At 36.5% G+C, this 20,434-nt stretch carries 15 protein-coding genes and 6 pseudogenes; 11 read left to right on the forward strand and 10 right to left on the reverse strand.

Translation table 11 applies throughout. The features are described from left to right. Nucleotides 1-21: 21 nt before the first annotated feature. The gene (locus MHH71_RS26685; RefSeq protein WP_006095506.1) at nucleotides 22-1,254 is read right to left on the reverse strand and encodes a MerR family transcriptional regulator; all 1,233 of its coding nucleotides are present in this window, start codon (nucleotides 1,252-1,254) and stop codon (nucleotides 22-24) included. Between the two features lie 187 nt (nucleotides 1,255-1,441). Between MHH71_RS26685 and MHH71_RS26690 the strand changes: the two genes are divergently transcribed. The 8 genes and pseudogenes from MHH71_RS26690 to MHH71_RS26725 all read left to right on the forward strand — a co-directional run. Further along, a complete protein-coding gene (locus MHH71_RS26690; RefSeq protein WP_006095505.1) occupies nucleotides 1,442-2,728 on the forward strand; it encodes an NAD(P)/FAD-dependent oxidoreductase in 1,287 nt (428 codons plus the stop codon). 14 nt (nucleotides 2,729-2,742) lie between these two features. Further along, on the forward strand, nucleotides 2,743-4,215 hold the full coding sequence (locus MHH71_RS26695) for an aldehyde dehydrogenase family protein (RefSeq protein WP_033799011.1): 1,473 nt from the start codon (nucleotides 2,743-2,745) through the stop codon (nucleotides 4,213-4,215). 45 nt (nucleotides 4,216-4,260) lie between these two features. Continuing rightward, nucleotides 4,261-5,679, forward strand: a complete 1,419-nt coding sequence (locus MHH71_RS26700; RefSeq protein WP_033799010.1) for an MATE family efflux transporter — start codon at nucleotides 4,261-4,263, stop codon at nucleotides 5,677-5,679. 45 nt (nucleotides 5,680-5,724) lie between these two features. Next, on the forward strand, nucleotides 5,725-6,006 hold the full coding sequence (locus tag MHH71_RS26705; protein WP_006095502.1) for a cupin domain-containing protein: 282 nt from the start codon (nucleotides 5,725-5,727) through the stop codon (nucleotides 6,004-6,006). A gap of 254 nt (nucleotides 6,007-6,260) precedes the next feature. After that, a pseudogene (locus tag MHH71_RS26710) lies at nucleotides 6,261-6,588 on the forward strand (aldehyde dehydrogenase family protein); the annotation flags it as partial. Nucleotides 6,589-6,622: 34 nt separating this feature from the next. Then, a pseudogene (locus MHH71_RS26715) lies at nucleotides 6,623-7,977 on the forward strand (aspartate aminotransferase family protein). Nucleotides 7,978-8,084: 107 nt separating this feature from the next. Continuing rightward, a complete protein-coding gene (locus MHH71_RS26720; RefSeq protein ID WP_006095498.1) occupies nucleotides 8,085-9,704 on the forward strand; it encodes an amidohydrolase in 1,620 nt (539 codons plus the stop codon). Between the two features lie 53 nt (nucleotides 9,705-9,757). Then, nucleotides 9,758-9,895 (forward strand): annotated as a pseudogene (locus MHH71_RS26725) (hypothetical protein); the annotation flags it as partial. A gap of 220 nt (nucleotides 9,896-10,115) precedes the next feature. On the opposite strand, the pseudogene MHH71_RS26730 reads toward MHH71_RS26725, so the two are convergent. From MHH71_RS26730 to MHH71_RS26760, 7 genes and pseudogenes are all read right to left on the reverse strand, one after another. After that, nucleotides 10,116-10,694, reverse strand: a pseudogene (locus MHH71_RS26730) (RNA 2'-phosphotransferase). Then, a pseudogene (locus MHH71_RS26735) lies at nucleotides 10,668-11,018 on the reverse strand (hypothetical protein); the annotation flags it as partial. The pseudogenes MHH71_RS26730 and MHH71_RS26735, both read right to left, overlap by 27 nt. Before the next feature lie 18 nt (nucleotides 11,019-11,036). Further along, nucleotides 11,037-11,594, reverse strand: a pseudogene (locus tag MHH71_RS26740) (hypothetical protein); the annotation flags it as partial. A 399-nt stretch (nucleotides 11,595-11,993) separates the two neighbouring features. Further along, the gene (locus MHH71_RS26745; RefSeq protein ID WP_006095494.1) at nucleotides 11,994-12,362 is read right to left on the reverse strand and encodes a hypothetical protein; all 369 of its coding nucleotides are present in this window, start codon (nucleotides 12,360-12,362) and stop codon (nucleotides 11,994-11,996) included. Between the two features lie 383 nt (nucleotides 12,363-12,745). Continuing rightward, nucleotides 12,746-13,084 (reverse strand): hypothetical protein, encoded by a 339-nt coding sequence (locus MHH71_RS26750; protein WP_006095492.1) that lies wholly within the window; start codon nucleotides 13,082-13,084, stop codon nucleotides 12,746-12,748. 24 nt (nucleotides 13,085-13,108) lie between these two features. Continuing rightward, nucleotides 13,109-13,498 carry a polymorphic toxin type 50 domain-containing protein gene (locus MHH71_RS26755; protein WP_244268581.1) on the reverse strand — a complete coding sequence of 130 codons (390 nt, stop codon included), beginning with the start codon at nucleotides 13,496-13,498 and terminating at the stop codon, nucleotides 13,109-13,111. A gap of 224 nt (nucleotides 13,499-13,722) precedes the next feature. Further along, complete coding sequence (locus MHH71_RS26760; protein WP_006095490.1) at nucleotides 13,723-14,514, reverse strand: arylamine N-acetyltransferase family protein; 792 nt, start codon at nucleotides 14,512-14,514, stop codon at nucleotides 13,723-13,725. A 597-nt stretch (nucleotides 14,515-15,111) separates the two neighbouring features. Here MHH71_RS26760 and MHH71_RS26765 point away from each other — a divergent pair. Both MHH71_RS26765 and MHH71_RS26770 read left to right on the forward strand, forming a co-directional pair. Beyond that, the gene (locus MHH71_RS26765; protein WP_018781572.1) at nucleotides 15,112-17,013 is read left to right on the forward strand and encodes an endonuclease MutS2; all 1,902 of its coding nucleotides are present in this window, start codon (nucleotides 15,112-15,114) and stop codon (nucleotides 17,011-17,013) included. Nucleotides 17,014-17,019: 6 nt separating this feature from the next. Further along, a complete protein-coding gene (locus tag MHH71_RS26770) occupies nucleotides 17,020-17,547 on the forward strand; it encodes a GNAT family N-acetyltransferase (protein WP_006095488.1) in 528 nt (175 codons plus the stop codon). Between the two features lie 69 nt (nucleotides 17,548-17,616). Here MHH71_RS26770 and MHH71_RS26775 read toward each other — a convergent pair whose 3' ends face one another. Then, on the reverse strand, nucleotides 17,617-18,582 hold the full coding sequence (locus MHH71_RS26775; RefSeq protein ID WP_006095487.1) for a quinone oxidoreductase family protein: 966 nt from the start codon (nucleotides 18,580-18,582) through the stop codon (nucleotides 17,617-17,619). Between the two features lie 137 nt (nucleotides 18,583-18,719). Between MHH71_RS26775 and MHH71_RS26780 the strand changes: the two genes are divergently transcribed. After that, nucleotides 18,720-19,610 (forward strand): LysR family transcriptional regulator, encoded by an 891-nt coding sequence (locus tag MHH71_RS26780; protein WP_018781575.1) that lies wholly within the window; start codon nucleotides 18,720-18,722, stop codon nucleotides 19,608-19,610. A 19-nt stretch (nucleotides 19,611-19,629) separates the two neighbouring features. Here the strand turns inward: MHH71_RS26780 and MHH71_RS26785 are convergent, their stop codons facing one another. Beyond that, nucleotides 19,630-20,409: a DUF817 domain-containing protein gene (locus MHH71_RS26785; protein WP_003198876.1), complete on the reverse strand. Its 780-nt coding sequence runs from the start codon at nucleotides 20,407-20,409 to the stop codon at nucleotides 19,630-19,632. Nucleotides 20,410-20,434: the final 25 nt, after the last annotated feature.

A 20,434-nucleotide genomic window follows, 5' to 3' on the forward strand; every position in this document is an offset into this window, starting at 1 on the left:
CGGACAGCCTCTTTTTGTGCGCTATTTTTTCGTACTAGCCAAATACATTAGCATGTGGAATTTTTCGTCTATTACATGATAATCAAAATAAGGTCCTGGATCTGTACAGTAACCGATATTTTCACTTTGCGTGATTTGAAATCCGTTGACTGATAAATTTTCTTCTAAGTATTTTGGATATAAAATATGCTCGTGGGAATTTGGATATAAGGCTGAAATATTTTTCAAGGATTTGGCCGAGCTATCATAATAGGAGTATCCGCCGACAATTGTTGAACTGCTATGGAAATAGTTTTTTAGAACATGAATTGGAAACTGCGGATTGAGTAGTGAAAAATCAGTTGCTGTAAAACTATCCACAAAAATATCGATGCTAAGCGGTTTCAATGGCAGATTTAAATCAGAATTCAAAATATAAAGGACGTTTGGCTTCGGATTCATACGCTCAATTCTCTTTCTAACCTTCTTGAGCATTGCAAGCGAATAGCCACTGAATACATAGGATGCGCTCGTTTCAAGAACATCGATATATTTGGGTAGTGACACAAAAGCGTCAACGTTTGTTTCCACGATTAATTTGTTTTTCAAATCTACATTTTGTAGAACTTTTTGAAACCAAAAATTACTTTTTTCAAATAAGTTAATCATTTTGGGATTGATCTCTTTAATCGTTTCTTTATCGTAAAAATAAGATGGATAAGGAGACGTCTCGTACAAGTTCGCGGTAATGATAATACCTTCCTCGATAGCTGCCTCGTATCCACAAGTACAAGTTAAACTCCCCGTTTGAATGTAGACTTTTTTAATCGTTACATCTTTCATTTCAAGTGGAATGTGGCACTTCGGACAATAGAACAGATTTACAAAGGAAAGTGGGATCCCTGTAAGGTTCTCTTCTTTGGATGAAGGCGAGCTGGTTTGAACCGCTTTTTCAATCAATTGGATAGCTTTTGATATGTCTTCTTTTTTCTTGGTCAGCTGGTTCTTTTTATCAATGAGCAAGTTGTTGTAGTAGTCGATATCCTCATGGTCCGAGAAGTTTGTGACACGCTGATACGATAAAATTTGTTGAATTTCTAGCAGTGAAAAATGAAGTTTTTTCAGCTCAGTAATAAAAGCCATGTCGTCGAGACACAATTGGTTCATTTGATACTGGGTGTTTTTTTTGTCTGGTATTAATAATCCTAGTTCAATGTAATAACGAACGGTATCAGTTGTAACATGAAAAAGCTTTGCAAATGTACCAATTTTCATAGATGCCCCCCAACGAAAAAAGTGGAGTTACTCCACTTTTTTCACAAAAATGAATTCAAAAAACTCTCAAATGGCTATTGACTTGGAGGAAACTCCAAGTCATATGATAGACTCAAGAAGTTTGAATATTTTGAATAATTTTTGACTGTATTGTAACATACATGTCACAAAAGGAGAAGAATTAGCTATGGATAAGATGGATCGAATGGATACTCTCTCACTGTGGACAGCGACTGCAAACAGCTATGAAAAAGGAAAACTTCTTGAAGGAAATGAAGAGGCGGATGTTGTCATTATTGGCGCAGGCTTCACAGGTCTTTCTTCTGCATATCATTTGCAAAAATTAGGGAAGAGTGTCATTGTCCTTGAGCAAGAAACGATCGGATATGGCGCAAGCGGTCGTAACGGCGGAATGGTATTGCCAGGCTATAAGCCAACGATGCAGGAGCTTGCCAAAAAGTATGGTGCCGACGAGGCGAGACAGCTTAACGATCTCTCCCTATTTAGTGTTGAACTGGTTAAAAACATCATCGACGAGCATCAAATCAACTGTAACTTTAGAAAGACAGGTCACATTGTGGCGGCTTACAAAGCCAAGCATTTTGAAGGATTGAAACATGAAAGCGAATACTTAAACGGAAATTTCGGGTACGAATCAAGCGTGCTTGATCGAAGTCAGTTGCATCGAGAGATCGATTCTCCACATTATTATGGCTGCTTAGTCGACAACTCGAGTTACTCGTTCCAGCCACTGAACTATGCAATTGGTTTGGGAGAAGCAGCTAAATCGATCGGTGCAAAAATCTTTGAGCATTCGAAAGCACTATCTATTGAGTACGGTCGAAACAGTGTGAAAGTTGTAACAGAAAAAGGTGCTGTTACTGCGAAAGACATTATTGTGGCTACAGATGGTTACTCTGGAAAAATCATGAATGAACTGAACAAAGGCGTACTGCCAATTTCGGCACGTATTATTGCTACTGAACAGCTTCCAGAATCACTGGTGAGTACCGTCATTCCTAAAGATCGCATGGTTTTTGATACAAGCAGTTTCCTTTACTATTTCCGACGTACACCAGATAATCGGATCGTATTTGGCGGTGGCGATGTTCGTCCAAACTTAGGCGATGCTGTTTATCAAAGTGTTTACGATGCCATGGTTAAAATAATGCCAAAACTAGCAGGAAGCAAGATTGATTTCCGTTGGGGTGGATTTATCGGGGTTACAATTGATACGTTCCCGGTTATCGGCAGATCCAAAGAAGGCGCATATTTCGCAACGGGTTATACGGGACACGGTGCGTCTCTCTCAACATTGTTTGGTAAGTTATTGGCACAATGGATCGTTACGGGGAGTGCAGGTGGATATCGATTTGAAAAGGAACGCCTCAAATCATTCCCGTTCTATAATCAGAAAACGATGCTGGTCAATCTAGCACATATTGGTTTCAAACTGTTAGATATTATTGCGTAAAGGAGAGTTGTTTTATGAAAATTAACATGTTCATTGACGGGAAATGGATAGAAGCGTTATCCGGTGCTAGACGAAACATTATCAATCCTGCAACCGGAGAGGTGATCGCAACGTCTGCTTATGGATCAGCAGACGATGCGAAGATAGCAATCAAGGCGGCTCGTAAAGCGTTTGACAGCGGAATCTGGTCGGATTTATCGGCTGATGAAAGAGCTGACTATCTCTATAAGATTGCAGACCGTCTTGAAGAGAAGGCAGCTGAAATTGCACGCTTGGAAACTGCAAATAACGGTAAGGTTATTCGTGCAACCACTTATGTGGATATTCCGGTATCGATTCAATGCTTCCGCTATTATGCTGACTTGATCAAAGGCATGAAAAAGGAATCTTACACTCGTGCTGATTCTTCGGAAACAATTATTATTCATGAACCGATTGGTGTTTGTGGACTTATTGTACCTTGGAACTTCCCGCTTATGTTAGCTGTTTGGCAAATTGCTCCTGCACTCGCCGCAGGGAATACAATTGTACTTAAGCCTGCTGATGGCACTCCCGTAAGCGCATTCAAACTTTTTGAAATTATCGAAGAGATTGGACTTCCGGACGGAGTGGCAAACTTGGTATTGGGACCTGGATCAAAGGTTGGGAATGAGCTTGCCGAGAGCCATGATGTTGACAAGATCGCCTTTACCGGTGGAACAAAAACAGGTCAAAGCATTATGCGCGCAGCTGCGGGCAATATGAAAAAAATCACACTTGAACTGGGTGGTAAATCTCCACTTATTGTGTTCGACGATGTGGATTTTGAAACTGCAGTCGAGAATGCGATGTTTGGTATTTTCCACAATGCTGGGCAAGTTTGTTCAGCTGCATCTCGTTTGTTTGTACAAGAGACCATTTACGATAAGTTTGTTGAAAGATTGGCCGAGCGTGCAAGCAAAATTGTAGTTGGCAACGGGGAAAGCGAGAACATTGAAATGGGAGCCCTCACACACGAGCCTCATATGAATGAAGTTTTACATTACATCAAGAGCGGAATCGAAGAAGGTGCAAAATTAGTTTGTGGTGGTAAGCGCTTAATAGAAAATGGGCTTGATCGAGGATTTTTTATTGCGCCAACGATCTTTGCTGATGTAAATGCGAATATGCGTATTGTTAAGGAAGAGATTTTTGGTCCAGTCCTTGTTGTACAGAAATTTAAAGATGAGGAAGATGCCATCCAAAAAGCGAATGATTCCATTTATGGATTAGCCGGTGCTGTATTTACTGAAGATATGGATCGAGCAAAACGTGTCATTAGTAAATTGCGTGCGGGAATTACTTGGATTAATAGTTATCATCTCGCTTATGTTGAAGGTCCTTGGGGAGGGTATAAGCAAAGTGGAATCGGCAGAGCGTTAGGTGCTGCTGGGCTGGAGCACTTTATGGAAACGAAGCAAATCAATATCCACCAGCATGCCCAGCCTGTAGGTTGGTATGCGAATTAATTGAGCTTAACTTGCTATATAAATTATTTATAAGGGGACATGCTCATGAAAATAGTAGACAACCGTCCGTTATCGAAGATAGAGCAACTAGAAGTAATGAATAAGCCGGCGTATGATTCAGTGCTGGGAACCAAAAGTATTCCGTTACTATATTTACGGTTTGCTTTGGCAGGAATTATGGCTAACGTGATTCTAGGAGTTGTAGCGGTTGTCGATGGGTATTTCGTCAGTGGCTTTCAGGAGCTGGAAATCGAAGGGATCGGAATTGGATTTACGGTCATGGTTATTACCCGTATGCTTGGCGTTCTTTTGGGTGTGGGAGCCGGAGCGGTCATTTCACTTCGACTTGGAAAAGGGAAGATCGAAGAAGCTAGAGGTATTATGGGACAAACTTTATGGTTTACTCTTTTCCTCTCCATTTTGTTAGCTGTACTTGGAGTGGTCTTTGAAAATAATATTATGACCTTATTCGGAGCAAGTAATGAAGCGCTTCCATATGCGGTACAATATAGCCGTCTGCTATGGATTTCATTGCCATTAACGATATTGGCCGTTGTATTAAGTATTTTAACCAATATCGATGAAAAACCTGTATTATCAATGAACAGTTGGTTAGTCGCAGCAGTTGTTGCTGGGATTACAGAATGGATTATGGTAACGAAGTATGACATGGGGATGATGGGTTCCTCATGGGCCAATATGATTTCGCAATCGATCCCTGTTTTCCTAATCTTTTATTTCTGGTTTGGTAAAACAAAACTTAAGCCAAAAATGAAAGATATGATGATTAATCTCAAGACGATCGGTGAAGTGGCTTGGACGGGCTTTGCATCTTTCTCGAGTCAGTTCATGATGTTTATTGCAATTATTTTCTTCAACAACTTACTGCAAAGCTACGGTGGTGGGCTGCACGTTGCCGCTTTCACGATTCAAAACGGTTACATTACAAATCTGCTTGCCTTAGCAGCGCTCGGTGGGATGACAGGACTTCAACCGATCATTAGTTATAATTACGGTGCGGGCAACCTTGATCGTGTTAAACAAGCAATTAAGATGGGACTCATTTTTACGGTTGCCTTCTTTGTGATTGTGACAGCCATACTAATCATTTTTGCAGATCCAATTGTGTCATTTTTTTCCGGTGGTAATCCTGAATTGCAGAAACTGGGTATTTGGACGACAGTTGTATTCAATTCTTTGTTTACGCTTAATGCAGTCAGCTTGCTTATCTCAGGTTATTTCGAATCACAAGAGAGAAACTGGTCCGCAACGTTTATTAGTGTTAGCAAAATACTGTTGTTCATGGTACCGTTTCTATTTATTTTCCCGAAATTCTGGGGTGTAGAAGGTATATGGTACACAGGTCCCGCTGCAGAAATTCCAGGCGTTCTCATTGCCATATACTTTATGAAAAAAGAGCTCAAACGTTTAAAAGATACAAATAGTAAGACAGTACGTTTATAGAACCTATTCCTTCAAAATTACCAATAAGAAAGAGAGAGGAGTATCATGTTTTTTGCGAAAAAACTTACAGCAGAAGAAGCACAACAACTAGGTGTTGACACGTGGGAACTATGGGTAGGCGAACCAGATAAAGGAACGTGGCATCTAGAAGAACAGGAAGTTTTCTATGTGACAGACGGTGAAGTGTTTATTACTGTTGATGGAAAAAAGTATCATATTACAAAGGACTGGGTCGTTTCCTTGGCTAAGGACCTTGTCTGTGAATGGGATTGTCCAGTATTTTTGAAAAAGAATTATAAAATGAACCATGAGATCAATCTGAAATAATGTGAAATGAGAAGTGGGCAAATGCTAAGCAGACGACTGCTCCTGCGTATTTAATGGATAAGAAATTCAGAATAGTAAAGCGAAATGGAGATAAAGCCTAATGAACCAAAAAGCCGATATTGTTCTCTCAAGTAATGTTGACGAAATGTAGTGAAATTTATGCAAATAAGTTTACATACCGTCATATGAATGCGCTTTCTTTTGCGGATGCAATAAATACATAGGACGGTTATCTTAAAATAGGAGGTTTCACTATGGTAGTAACGAAAAATGTACAAACGTTGAAAAATTATATTGGCGGACAATGGATCGAATCCACAAACAAGTAAACAGGTTGAAGATGTACCAAATCCAGCAACAGGAGAAATCATTGCTCGTGTGCCGCTTTCGACTAAAGAAAACTTAGATAGAGCTGTAGCAACTGCTAAAGAAGCATTCAAAACATGGAGAAGGGTCGCTGTGCCTCGGCGTGCTCGTATTCTATTTCGCTATCAACAGCTATTGATTGAAAACTGGGAAGAGTTAGCTAAACTCGTTACCCTGGAAAACGGAAAAAGTTATAAAGAAGCTTACGGCTCGTTATTGAAAGAGTGATGTAAAATCATAAAAGGATAGAATGGAGTTGGTGATTGTGCAAACGACAGAACAAACACAAAATTTGCAAAAAGCAGATGAAAAGTACCTTTGGCATGCAATGAGAGGAGCAGCCCCTAGTCCAACGAATTTAATTATCACAAAAGCAGAAGGGGCATGGGTGACGGATATTGATGGAAACCGTTATTTAGACGGTATGTCCGGTCTTTGGTGCGTGAATGTTGGGTATGGTCGAAAAGAGCTTGCAAGAGCGGCTTTTGAACAGCTTGAAGAAATGCCGTACTTCCCTCTGACACAAAGTCATGTTCCTGCCATTAAATTAGCAGAAAAATTGAATGAATGGCTTGGTGACGAATACGTCATTTTCTTTTCTAACAGTGGATCGGAAGCGAATGAAACAGCGTTTAAAATTGCTCGTCAATATCATCAGCAAAAAGGTGATCATGGACGCTATAAGTTTATTTCACGCTATCGTGCTTACCACGGTAATTCAATGGGGCTCTTGCAGCAACAGGGCAAGCACAACGAAAGTACAAATATGAACCATTGGGGCAAGGATTTCTGCATGTAGCACCGCCTGATACGTATCGCAATCCAGATGATGTTCATACACTGGCAAGTGCTGATGAAATCGATCGTGTCATGACATGGGAGTTAAGCCAAACAGTAGCCGGCGTGATTATGGAGCCAATTATTACCGGGGGCGGAATTTTAATGCCTCCTGATGGATATATGGCAAAAGTAAAAGAAATTTGCGAGAAGCATGGTGCGTTGCTCATTTGTGATGAAGTTATATGTGGATTTGGCCGGACAGGGAAGCCGTTTGGATTTATGAACTATGGCGTCAAACCAGATATCATTACAATGGCAAAAGGTATTACAAGTGCGTATCTTCCTTTGTCAGCAACAGCAGTCAGACGAGAGGTTTATGAGGCATACATAGGCAGTGAAGATTATGATCGCTTCCGCCATGTGAATACGTTCGGAGGAAATCCTGCTGCTTGTGCCTTGGCTTTGAAGAATTTAGAAATTATGGAGAATGAAAAACTCATTGAACGTTCCAAAGAATTGGGTGAACGACTGCTATATGAACTAGAGGATGTAAAAGAGCATCCAAACGTAGGAGATGTTCGCGGAAAAGGCCTTCTTTTAGGTATTGAACTAGTGGAAGATAAGCAAATAAAAGAACCGGCTGCCATTGAAAAGGTGAACAAAGTCATCAATGCTTGTAAAGAAAAAGGTCTAATTATTGGTAAAAATGGTGACACTGTTGCAGGTTACAATAATATTTTGCAGCTTGCTCCTCCATTAAGCATCACAGAAGAAGACTTTACTTTTATTGTTAAAACAATTAAAGAATGTTTATCTCAACTTTAACTAATTATTGATAAATCTTGTTAAAAAGCGGAATAGCATATCGAGAGATATAGCTTTAAATACTGAACGAATCACTCTAAAAGAGTAATTCCGAAAGGGCTGAGTTTATGAAAGTTGATGTTGTATTGATAAATGGAGAAGTTATTACAGTAGACCAAAAGAATACAGTAGTCGAAGCTGTAGCAATAAAAGATAATCGTATCGTAGTTGTTGGTTCAAATCAGGAGGTTAAGAGTTTTATAGGAGAAAAAACGGATGTAATTGACCTGCAAGGAAAAACGCTTCTTCCTGGATTCATTGATTCTCATATTCACCTCATTTCTCATGGGGTGAATCAGTTGGCGGTAAGTTGTAAAGCTGAACATATTGATTCTATCGAGGCTTTGTTAGATGACCTGAAAAAGAAAGCCTTAGAAACGCCTAAAGGTGAATGGATACGTGCTTGGGGCTTTAATGAAACCGCTGTGAAGGAAAAGCGTTATCCAACAATCGCTGAGCTGGATGAAATTTCAGTTGAACACCCGATTATTGTATCCCGTACTTGCAGCCATATAAGTGTGGTGAACAGCAAAGCATTAGAAATTGCGCAAATTAACGAGAACACACCGGATTCTAATGGGGGAGTTATTGAAAAGAATCAGGCAGGAGGGCTTACAGGAAAGTTAATTGAAGCAGCAAATATGGGGATGAGCGAGGTTGCAAGTTATACAGAAAGTGAACTGATGAAGGCTGTGAAAATTGCATCAGATCATTTCGTTGCAGCGGGCATAACAAGTATACATGAGGCAGGTGGATATGGCCCTGAGAGTTACCGTTTACTACAACAAGCTGTGAAGAGTAAGGATATTCGTGTCCGAATATATGCAATGATATGTCAGTTAAATAACTCCCATGAATTTGTTAATAAAATGGTCGAAGCTGGTGTGGTAACTGGTACCGGAGATGAGAGATTCAAAGTTGGACCAGCTAAATTGTTTACAGATGGAAGTAGCACCGGGCCTACAATTGCAACCCGTGAGTCGTACTCCAGTGACTCTAACAATTATGGCATTCTTTATTATAGTGAGGAAGAAATCTACCAGGTTCTAGGTGAAGCACATAAAAAAGGATATCAAATCACTGTACATGCACAAGGTGATAAAGCCATTGAAATGTATTTAAATTGTGTAGAAAAGGCGTTGGAGGAATCACCAAGAAAAAACCACCGTCATCGGATTGAGCACGCGGGAATTTCTTCACCAGATTTACAAGAGAGAATGAAAAAACTCGAGGTGGTTCCTATTCCAAATCCTCCATTTCCATATGAATTCGGAGAGATATATGTCCAACACTATGGTGATCGTGTTAATCACATGTACGCTGTTCGTGATTTTATTGATCGTGGCATCATGGCAGCAGGTGGATCGGATGCGCCAGTTACTGACTATAATCCTTTATTAGGAATTCATGTTGCTGTCAATAGAAAAAGCCAGTCTGGAATGGAGTTTGGTGCTAATCAATCTATAAGCGTAATGGAAGCTATTAAACTATACACCTGGAATGGTGCTTATGCGAGTTTTGAAGAAGAGATAAAAGGAAGCATAGAGGTTGGAAAGTTGGCGGATTTAGTTATATTAAATGACAGCATTTTAAGTGTCAACCCAAACCAAATTAAAGATTTAAAAGTAGAAACAACTATTATTGATGGTGAAATTATCTATCAAGAAGAACAATCAGTGAAAATTTAATATATCATAGTTTGCATACCACGTAACCCTTGTAATGTTACGTGGTGTTTGTTGGAACTGTAGATGCAGGATTAGGATTTACAATCGATGAAAAGGTAACTGTTAATGGATCACCACAGTACAAAGTACAAAATAGCAAGGGCAAAACATACTATGTAACTGCAAGTGAAGCTTATGTATATGTGAAGTAAGAGTTGCAAAATAGCATCCCCTTAAATAATAATTTTTAATTTAAATCAACAAAAGAGACCTCAAATGTGAGGTCTCTATTATTGGTTATTCTCCATCTGTATTTTCTCTTCACTTACTCCAGGCCAGGTAACATGGTTCATTGAAATATATAATCCTAAAGAAGACTTGTTCCTCAAAAAGTTCTTTTCTTGCCCTCAGAATCTAGCAAAATAGACTAAATCAATTCTTATAAATTGCGATAAATTCACTAGGAATCTTATCTGCTAACCAAACTTTTTCATTTCCTAAATAGAACTTAATATTTTTCTCTCGATCTTTTCTAATATCTACCATCAAAATAATGGGATGATTGTCTTTCCTTTTTCCTACTAAGGTTGCAGTTTCAACATCTTCAGAAAGATGAACATACTGTCGAGACATAGGAGATAAGCCATTCGATTCAATAGAATTTATAAATCGAGAAGAAGTGCCATGATAAAGGTATCTGGGTGGTATAGCTTCTTCTTTTACTATTTTCATGGGAATAGAGTGTCCATAGTCCATACATCGCACGGATTTTATTTCCTTTTATCTCATGTCTCTTTTTTTTGATTTTTCTATCATCATTTTCAAGTCATCTAAATTTACATTTTTCCATACATTCGACCGACGAAGAGCATTTAGTAATTGGTCTATAGAGACCCACCCATTCTCATCTAACTCTAATTCATATTCCCACGGCGCATGACGCAAAGCATATGAAATTTCTTTACTTAAATTTGTATAGAATTTTTCTTCACTCCGATTATAAGAAATCATCTCGTTTACAGCACATTCAACCCACTCCCAAAAGTCATCAAATTCTTTTCTTTGTTCAAAACCTTCAGAAGCAAAATCATGAATAAGTTGAACTTTACTTCCTTTTCCAATTTCAAAACATGCAATATCATCATTATCAACTCTTTTAGCAAAAGGAATCAACTTACGATTAGGATATCTTTTCTTCATACCATAGTATATGTTAGTAGCCTGTTCTGATTCCATTAAAAACCATATATCAAAATTAACTAAATCTAATTCAACTAATCTTTCATAAGATTCAGGGTATTTATAAATAGATTCATCCATATGAAAATTTTTCATAGTTACCACCATTTCTTTCTACTTCATTTTTTCTAGGTCATACGATCCCATTGGATTATTATTTCTAAAACTTGCTTTTTGTTTTTGTATTCTTAAATCTAAAGATTCTCCCCATGTCTTAGGCACACCTTTAGGAGTTGTAAATCTACCAACCATATCTGCTGGAAGAGGATCGCTATAATTTCTAATAGTTACTTGAACTTCTATTCCAGCCTCTCTAGATGCAGCAACCCTTGTATTATCAATAGTCGTAAGATTGCCATCTGGCATTCTAATAAAATCAATTGGATCACCTTTCCAGCCATTCGATTTCATACTAGCAATAATCTCTTCTGAACCATTCACAGAAGTTTGACTGAATCTAATTTCTGAAGGATTGACATTCCTAACATTACTATTAAGTCCGATGGCTTTCTTACTAGTATTATCCATTCCCTTAGTAGCATTTCCCTCTTTATCAAGCCTATCAGTATCTTTAACTTTATTAGCACGCCCACCAGAAGACGGAGAAGACTGGATTTTTTGAAGAGTATCCTTACCATTTTGAATTGTATTATACCAAATGAATCCACCATGTGTAATTTTGTTCTTTTCAAGTGATTTCTGTAATTGGAGATTGGTGAGTGCGATTTTCCATAATTTATTGAGAAGGGGAGAGGTATAATATTTCTCAATGTATCTAACACGAAAACAGAAGTAGGATAGATTCTCTTGCTTTTATAATACTTTAAAAATCAGTTCACTTATAGAAAGGTGATGTAGGGGGAAGGAGATGAGAAACAATGGTGATTCATTTTAATTAGAATCAACAAAAGAGACCTCAAATGTGAGATCTCTTTTGTTAATTATACTTCATCTGTAACTTTCTCTTCACTTACTCTAGGCCAGGTAACATGGTTCATTGAAATATACAATCCTAAAGAAGACTTGTTCTTCAAAAAGTTCTTTTCTTGCCCTCAGAATCTAGCAAAATAGCTAGTCAAAAGATAATTGTAATCTATCAACTTGTAAATAAACATATTGCCCCTCTAAATATTTGTAGTCTTCAAGTAAATCACTAGTTATAAAGAAACCAACATCTAAAACATTATTTTCTAACATTTTTCCAAAAAGAATATAACTTCCATTAGCAATATTTTCTATTTTTTTGAATTTATCTTCTTTTTGCGTTTCTACTGTCAAAGCGTCATTCAGAAATATATCTATCTCAGCTTCGTATTCTTTATTTACAACAACTTCTTGAGGTGAAGCATTAAAACCTGTTACTTTTTGATTATTTACTAAAAAGTCTATTTCTTCTTCAATAATTGAATCAATTCTACATATCAATATCTTATTTTTCATTTTTTGACCTCTATTCTACTGAATTGATAACAGAGATATTTTTACCATTATTCATCATTTTCCAAAAAGTTTTTCCGCTTTCTACATGGTATGTTGTAATTGCCCCTAAATTATTAGTTCCTACAAACTCAAATTTAGCTTCTTGCTCTTTAAAGCCATTTCTTTTCCAATTTCAGCTTCACGAGCTTTGTCATTATCGTATTTAAAGTATAAATCAAGTAATAAGTTTTTTAGGCACTGCAATTAATCTCGTACGTTTGTTACCTTCGTGGTCTTTTGATTCAAATATCGATTTACATTTCATTTAACTATAAAACTTTTTATAACTATAAAAACCTTGAAAGACTAAAAGCCGATCAAGGTCAAAGTTTAAATAGCGACTATTATTTATGTATTTCCCTTTCCCATACTCTCTTTCCGTCGGTTAAAAATACTGCACTTGGTGGATCATCATAGAGGGAAATTTCAACCAATGAACCTTTTTCTTGTATTAACCAATTATATACACTGTCTTGGTTAGTAGTAGGATGGGATAAAATACTATTTACTTTAAATGCAGCTGCATCGTATTCTGTATAATTTATATCATCATCATCTAATCCATTGTCTGTTTCAAAAACTGTATCGAGTTCGCCAATTATCCTCAATCCACTGTTCCATTCTAGTATCATTTCACTATCTTCATATTTTATTAATGTTCCTATTAAAGAATCATATCCCATGTGCATCCTCTTTTCTTATATATTTTAAGGTTTTGCTGGTACTATATGAGCACCGTCTTTTCCGTAATGAAGCATTCCTCTAGTAGTCTCAAGGTATTGACCAGTATCGCGGTCATAGTATTTCCCAATTGGTTTACCAAAGTCTACTCCTTCTTTTTTACCGTCTGGTAGTAGTTGACCTTTCCCGGCAAACTTATCAAGCAATTCTTGTGCTGTTTTATTATCACCATAGAAGATACTTTTGTTTTTTCCATTTGCAACCTCTTGTTTGTAGTTAGGTGCATTAGGAATATGTTTTTCTTGAGCCCCAGCTTTCACTTTTATTGGGTAACCATTTACTTCACGGTATGGACCTTTAGGTACAGAATTTTTCCATAAGAAGGTAATAGAAGAAATATAAAAAAGTGCTAGCAAGTTTGCAAACGAACTTGCTAACACTTATACAAAATAAGTATAAATTATCGCTGATATGTCACTTGGTAAATTGATAATAATTAAATAGATAAAACGAATAAACATTCCTTAGAAAACAAGACTTAGTATATTCTATATAACTATGAAATACAATAAATTGCAAAGACTCTCTGCTCCACGATAAAAAGTCTTGCCAGAAGCGACAAGACTTTTAAATTTGTAAACTATAATTGTATACCAAATGTTGCGTACAATAGGTCTGCATATTGCTCTTTTGTAATCTCTTCTTTACTCTGTTTTCCTTGCTTTGTTACTGTGAAACGATCTTTTGTTAGAGTAGCATGCCCATCAGAAGTTAGTTTTACGGTGAGAGGTACTTTATTAAAAGGAGAGTCTGTATGTTCTACAATTGTTTTTTGTGCTTCATTTAATTTTCTTTCATCAACTGCCTCTATATAAAATGCGTAACCTAATGTCCAATCTTGAGAAGAATCCTGATTTAGAAATTCATTATTTTTTTTCATCTCTAAAATATAGTTTCCCTTTGTAGTTGTTTCTTTTCGAATGCGATAGTCCCCAGTAACGGAATGAACAATCTCACCGGTGAAAGGAACAGGTGAAAGTGGAAGGTTTGAACCGAAACCGACTTCAATTAAATAAAATTCAGTATTATGTTTTAAAACAGTTGCCACATGTCCTGAATCAACAGCCCAAGTATTAGAAGCGGCATGATAAACTGTTCCTGATACTAAGTGAACATCAAAACCGCAATCTTTAAGGAAGTAATACATCGTTGGATTTAATTCGTAACAAAGGCCACCGCGGTTATGAACTAAAATTTTTTCTTGAAGATTTTCTTTTGAAATTTCTTTTACTGTACCGTGAATAATATCTAGATTCTCAAAGGGAATCGCTTGTGCCATTGCATGAAGGATTTCGTTTAAATCTTCAAATGAAATGGACTCTCTTTCTTGTATATTTAATCTGGAAAAGAATTGCTTTTGTAGTTCTGTCATGTGAATCGCTCCTTATCCATGTTACTTATATATAATTGTATCGAATGTTGAATACGAAAACATCCGTAATACGTTGAATAAACAATCCATATATATACTTACGACTAAAGTATAATAAGAAGAATATTGTAAAGTATGGAACCTTTACTTTTGTCGTAACATATAGTATGATAATTTCAATAAATTAGATTTCAATGAACATAATTATAAATTAATGAGAGGTGCTTTTTGTGAGTGCGGTAGGTTCTAAATAGGAAAAAATTGAATGAAATAAATCTAATGAGAACAGGGGATTTTTATATACTTCTAACCCCTAACTTTGTCATGGATTTATTTCAAATAACCTATGAAGATACCTACAATACTTTATAAAGCGTGTAATGATTATGGGATAGCCATATGTTTTTTTGAGATGGTTTTATTTCCTTATATATTGCACAGGCCTTGTAAATGTAAAAAGCTGCGGTATCTACGCAGCTTTTTTGTGTTTATTTTTATCACATGAAAGTTATATTTAATTAAATATATCTCATTGAAATCTAATGGGTAGGTATCTTCATTTTTGATGTGAGTAAATCATAGTGAGGAGAATAGAAATTGAATAAAATGACTTTTGAAAAGTTGCAATATAATGAGTTAAAGGAAATAGTTAAATCATATTGCGTAAGTGGATTAGGAAAACAGTTGTTAAATAAATTGGAGCCAAGTACAAGTATCAAAGTAGTGAAAAATCGTTTGAATGAAACAACGGAAGCACGAGCGATATTGGATGCAGAAGGGCATGTTCCTTTTTTCGGAATTTCTAATATCGATAGTACAATTCAAAAATTGGAAAAGGGAATGATTTTAGATCCAACCGAGCTAGTTAGTGTATCAGACTTTTTACGAGGGTGTCGAAAGGTTAAAAAGTTTATGCTGGATAAAGAATTTTTTGCACCAGTACTAGCATCATATGCGAATTCAATGTCTGAATTCAAAAGTGTAGAAGAAGAAATTAATTTTTCAATTAAAGGAAATAGTATTGATTCTGCTGCAAGCAAAGAATTAAAACGAATACGAAATAATATCGACTCCGTAGAGGGGAAAATTAAGGAACGTTTAAGCAAATTTTTAAATAGTAGTGCAAATAAGAAATATATTCAAGAGTTCTTCATTAGTAAAAAAGACGATCGATATACGATTCCAGTGAAAGCTTCCTATAAAAATCAAGTTGCTGGAACAATTGTTGAAGTTTCTTCTAAAGGCTCTACCGTTTTTATAGAGCCAAATACAGTTACAAAGTTAAACGTGGAACTAGCAAGTTTAAAAGCTGAAGAAGCGATGGAAGAATATCAAATATTAGCCACTTTATCTGGAATGATCTTAGAGGACATTTATAACATTAAGATTAATATGGAGCTGATTAGTCAATATGATATGGTGTTTGCAAAAGCGAAATTTAGTAAACATATTGGCGGGATAGAGCCGAAATTAAATGATTATGGGTATGTAAAGTTAGTTCATTGCAAACACCCATTATTAGCAGGTGAAGTTGTACCACTTCACTTTGAAATTGGACCAAATTACCGAAGCTTAATTATTACAGGGCCAAATGCTGGAGGGAAAACGATTGTTTTGAAAACAATTGGATTATTAACATTGGCGACAATGTCAGGATTGCACATCGCTGGAGACAAGGAAACGGAAATTGCTGTTTTTGAAAATATATTTGTAGACATTGGCGATAATCAAAGTATAGAAAATGCGCTAAGTACATTTTCATCTCATATGAAAAACCTTTCAGAAATCATGAGAGTGTCAAATAATAATACGCTTCTACTATTTGATGAAATAGGCAGCGGTACGGAACCGAATGAAGGAGCGGCACTTGCGATTTCTATTTTAGAAGAATTTTATCATATGGGTTGTACGACTGTTGCAACTACTCATTATGGTGAAATTAAACGCTTTTCAGAAATGCACAGTGACTTTATGAATGCGGCGATGCAATTTAATAGTGAAACATTGGAACCGATGTATAAGTTAATGATAGGGAAATCAGGAGAGAGTAATGCTCTATGGATTTCTAGAAAAATGAACGTGCGAGAAAACGTACTGCAAAGAGCGAAAGGCTATATGGAAAATAAAGAGTACCGCTTAGAGCGAGTGAATGAAAGTAGACTGAGAAAGCCTAAGATTGTCAAAGAGAAAGCAGAAGAGAAGGATGAATATAAAAAAGGGGACCGTGTGAAATTATTAGACTATGATGACTTTGGAATTGTATATAAAGAAAAAGACAATTTCTTCAATATCGTTGTGTTTTATAATGCCCAATTCATTGAAGTAAACGTTAAGCGAATTTCTTTAGAAGTACAGGCAAAGGAATTATATCCAGAAGGGTATGATTTAGACACATTGTTTGTGGATTATAAAGAACGGAAAATGCAGCATGACATAGAGCGAGGATCGAAAAAAGCGCTGCGAAAAATTCAAAAAGAAATAAGAAAGAATAGAGGATAAGATGCTGTGAATATAAAGATTAGACAAGAACTTGAGAAAGATTATAACGGGGCAGAAGAGGTTGTAAAACAAGCATTTTTAAATGAAGCATTTAGCGATCAGAAAGAGCACGAACTTGTAAATCGTATCAGAAAATGTGATGCGTTTATTCCAGAGTTATCATTAGTGGCGGTAGATAAGGAAGTTGTTGGTCACGTTCTATTATCTAAAGTTAAAATAGTAGATGGTGATACATCTGTAGAGTCGTTAGCTCTTGCTCCAGTATCTGTTGTACCAGACTGCCAGAAAAAGGGGATTGGAAGTCTGTTGATTTCTCATGTATTAAGAAAAGCAAAAGAGCTTGGGTATCATTCTGTAATTGTGTTGGGGCATAAAGATTATTATCCGAAATTCGATTTTAAACCAGCTAGCATATGGAATATATGTGCGCCATTTGAGGTGCCAGACGAGGTGTTTATGGCAATGGAATTAACGGAGAATGCTCTTCAAAATATACAAGGGATAGTACAATATTCGGAAGCCTTTTCTGAATAGAACGGATAAAAGATAGCTAGAAGAAACCTTCTAGCTATCTTTTTTATTCTGATTTTTAAGTGGAAATTATCATGGTATCAATAAAATTTTCCCTGTACTTTTTCGACTTTCCAATAATCGATGTGCTTCAGCACCGTTTTCTAAAGCGAAAGTTGTTGGAGTTTGGATATTTAATTTTCCAGCAGTAATCCAAGCAAATAGTTGGCTTGAACGGTTTTTGCGTTCTTCATACGTTGTGAGTACGTTCCAAAGATCTCCGCCAGTCAATGTTTTTGAAGTATCCATCAACATTTGCGGATCAACAGGAGCAGGATCACCACCGGCCATTCCGTAAAATACGACGGTACCACCGATTTTTGTGGCTTTAAAGCTTTCTTCTAATGTAGAACCTATTGATTCGTACACAACATCTACACCATGTCCTTTTGTGACTTGTAGTATTTCTTCATGCCATGATTCTGAATATAAAAATACGCGGTCCGCTCCAGCTGAATAGGCTGCTTCTGCTTTTTCTTTAGATGAAGTAAGGCCAATTACTTGCGCATCTCTCATTTTTATCATTTGAATGAGAAGTTGACCAACTCCTCCAGCAGCCGCGTGAACTAAAACAAAATCACCAGCTTTTACTTTATAGCTGTCTTGTGTTAAGTAATGCGCTGTTAACCCTTGTAATAAAACGGAAGACGCTGTCTCAAAGGAAATAGAGTTTGGGAGTGGAATCGCTTTTTCTTTTGGAACGGCTACTAACTCTGCATTTGCGAATGGTACATCAGCAAATGCAATGCGGTCTCCGATAGTAACATCGGTAACTTCAGCACCAATTTGCTCTACAATTCCTGAGCCTTCATACCCTAATATATAAGGTGGTTTACCAGCGAGATGATAGTCACCCCTACGTCTATATATATCAGCAAAATTTAAGCCGATTGCTTTTGTGCGAACAAGAATTTCATTTGGATTTATAATTGGGTCTGACACTTCTTGATATTTTAATACATCAGTATTTCCGAATTCCTTGAAACAAAGTGCTTTCATATGGAATACCTCCAATTTGTAAGGTGCATGAATATTGTTTGTTAATGGTTCTTATCATACAATACATATATCAATAGGAAAAGCGGATTATTTCGATGAAATCAATCGGAAATATCGATTGAAAAGAGGGAATGATATTGGAAATAAAACAATTAATTACATTTAAAACCGCTGCGGAAAATTTGAATTTTACGCAGACTGCAAAGAAATTAAATTTTGCTCAATCGAGTGTGACTGCTCAAATAAAAGCATTGGAAACTGAGCTTGGCACACCACTATTCGAACGATTGGGGAAACGTCTCTTTTTGACTGAAGCGGGAAGAAAGTTTCAACTATATGCGGATAAAATGATTGCGCTAAGTCATGAAGCAAAAATGGCTCTGAAAGGTGATGAAGAAATATCCGGTACGCTAGTTATTGGTGCTCAAGAAAGTCAATGTACATATAGGCTTCCTTCAATTTTAAAAGAGTTTAAGACGCAATTTCCTCAAATAAAACTTATATTTAAGCCTGCTCATTCGAATGAAGATGTGAAGGAGAAACTGATGGAAGGAAAATTAGATTTAGCCTTTATTTTAGATGAATGTAAAGCAGAAGATGCTTTACATGTAGAGTCGTTGGTTCGAGAAAAATTAAAAATAGTAGTATTTCCTAATCATCCTTTACTTGAGAAATCTATAATTTCTACAAAGGATTTTGAAAGTGAAACACTTTTATTAACAGAGCTTGGTTGTTCCTATCGTACTATATTTGAAGAACTATTCCGTGCAGAAGACGTATATCCTGTAAATAAAATTGAGTTTGTTAGTGTGGAAGCAATTAAGCAATGTGTAATTGCGGGCTTAGGCATAGCAATTTTACCAGCAATGGTAGTAGAAAAAGATATACAACAGGGTACAATGAAAGAGTTAGTCTTAGAGAATACAATTTCTCCTATTTTTACACAAATTGCTTGGCATAAAGATAAATGGATCACTGCGCCATTACAGCAATTTATAGAGGTAACAAGAGTGTCAATAGAAAAGTAAAATAGAACAAGTCAACTTTCTATATGGAAGTTGGCTTGTTTTTATGTTCTTTCAAATGTTTAAGCTGAGCGACAATCATGATGCTAATGACAACGAGTAAAAACCACGAACTAATCTTTCCAATGTGAACAAGGCTCCACGCTTCTCGTTGATTTGGATATTGCCATGCTCCGAAGAAAGTAGCGATGTTTTCTGCAATCCAAATAAAAAATCCAATAAGGAAAAACGAGAGAACAAGCGGCATTGTATATGTAACGTTCTGCACTGAAAATTGAACAAACGTTCGAAAGAAAACAATAAATAAAAGGGCAGTTAAAACCCAGCGAAAGTCATATACAAAATGGTGTGTAAAAAAATTCAAATAGATCATAGCCCCTAAAGGTACAGTCCACATCGCCTTGGGCCACCTATGCATTTGCAAATGCAACCTTCTCCATGCTTGGCATATATAACTAGCAACACTAGCATACATAAATCCGCTATAAAGTGGGACACCAAAGATTTTTGAATATGCTTCTTCAGGGTAACTCCATGAACCGAAGTGAACTTTATATATTTCTAGTAGGAGCCCGATGAGATGAAAAACAGCAATTACTTTCAGCTCATCTTTTGTTTCCATACCCGTTTTGTACATGATGTATTGCATAAGAAGGCATACGATAAGGATAAAATCATAACGATAGAGTCCTGGGATTGAAATGAATTTTGACAGAGCAAGTGTTACAAAAATAACGACAGGGAAAATACAAGATAAAGCTTGTTGATAAGCAAAGAAAAGAAGTTGTTTGATATAAAACATTGTTTCTCCTTTCTTACATGTGAGT

The organism is Bacillus sp. FSL H8-0534, from assembly GCF_038005885.1.
Classification (GTDB): Bacteria; Bacillota; Bacilli; order Bacillales; family Bacillaceae_G; genus Bacillus_A; species Bacillus_A pseudomycoides.

Coding starts and splice junctions, on each gene's coding strand:
- MHH71_RS26720 (WP_006095498.1), top strand. CDS start 8,085: ATGAAAGTTGATGTTGTATTGATAAATGGAGAAGTTATTACAGTAGAC.
- MHH71_RS26705 (WP_006095502.1), top strand. CDS start 5,725: ATGTTTTTTGCGAAAAAACTTACAGCAGAAGAAGCACAACAACTAGGT.
- MHH71_RS26775 (WP_006095487.1), bottom strand. CDS start 18,582: ATGAAAGCACTTTGTTTCAAGGAATTCGGAAATACTGATGTATTAAAA.
- MHH71_RS26700 (WP_033799010.1), top strand. CDS start 4,261: ATGAAAATAGTAGACAACCGTCCGTTATCGAAGATAGAGCAACTAGAA.
- MHH71_RS26745 (WP_006095494.1), bottom strand. CDS start 12,362: ATGAAAAATAAGATATTGATATGTAGAATTGATTCAATTATTGAAGAA.
- MHH71_RS26750 (WP_006095492.1), bottom strand. CDS start 13,084: ATGGGATATGATTCTTTAATAGGAACATTAATAAAATATGAAGATAGT.
- MHH71_RS26785 (WP_003198876.1), bottom strand. CDS start 20,409: ATGTTTTATATCAAACAACTTCTTTTCTTTGCTTATCAACAAGCTTTA.
- MHH71_RS26695 (WP_033799011.1), top strand. CDS start 2,743: ATGAAAATTAACATGTTCATTGACGGGAAATGGATAGAAGCGTTATCC.
- MHH71_RS26690 (WP_006095505.1), top strand. CDS start 1,442: ATGGATAAGATGGATCGAATGGATACTCTCTCACTGTGGACAGCGACT.
- MHH71_RS26685 (WP_006095506.1), bottom strand. CDS start 1,254: ATGAAAATTGGTACATTTGCAAAGCTTTTTCATGTTACAACTGATACC.
- MHH71_RS26760 (WP_006095490.1), bottom strand. CDS start 14,514: ATGACAGAACTACAAAAGCAATTCTTTTCCAGATTAAATATACAAGAA.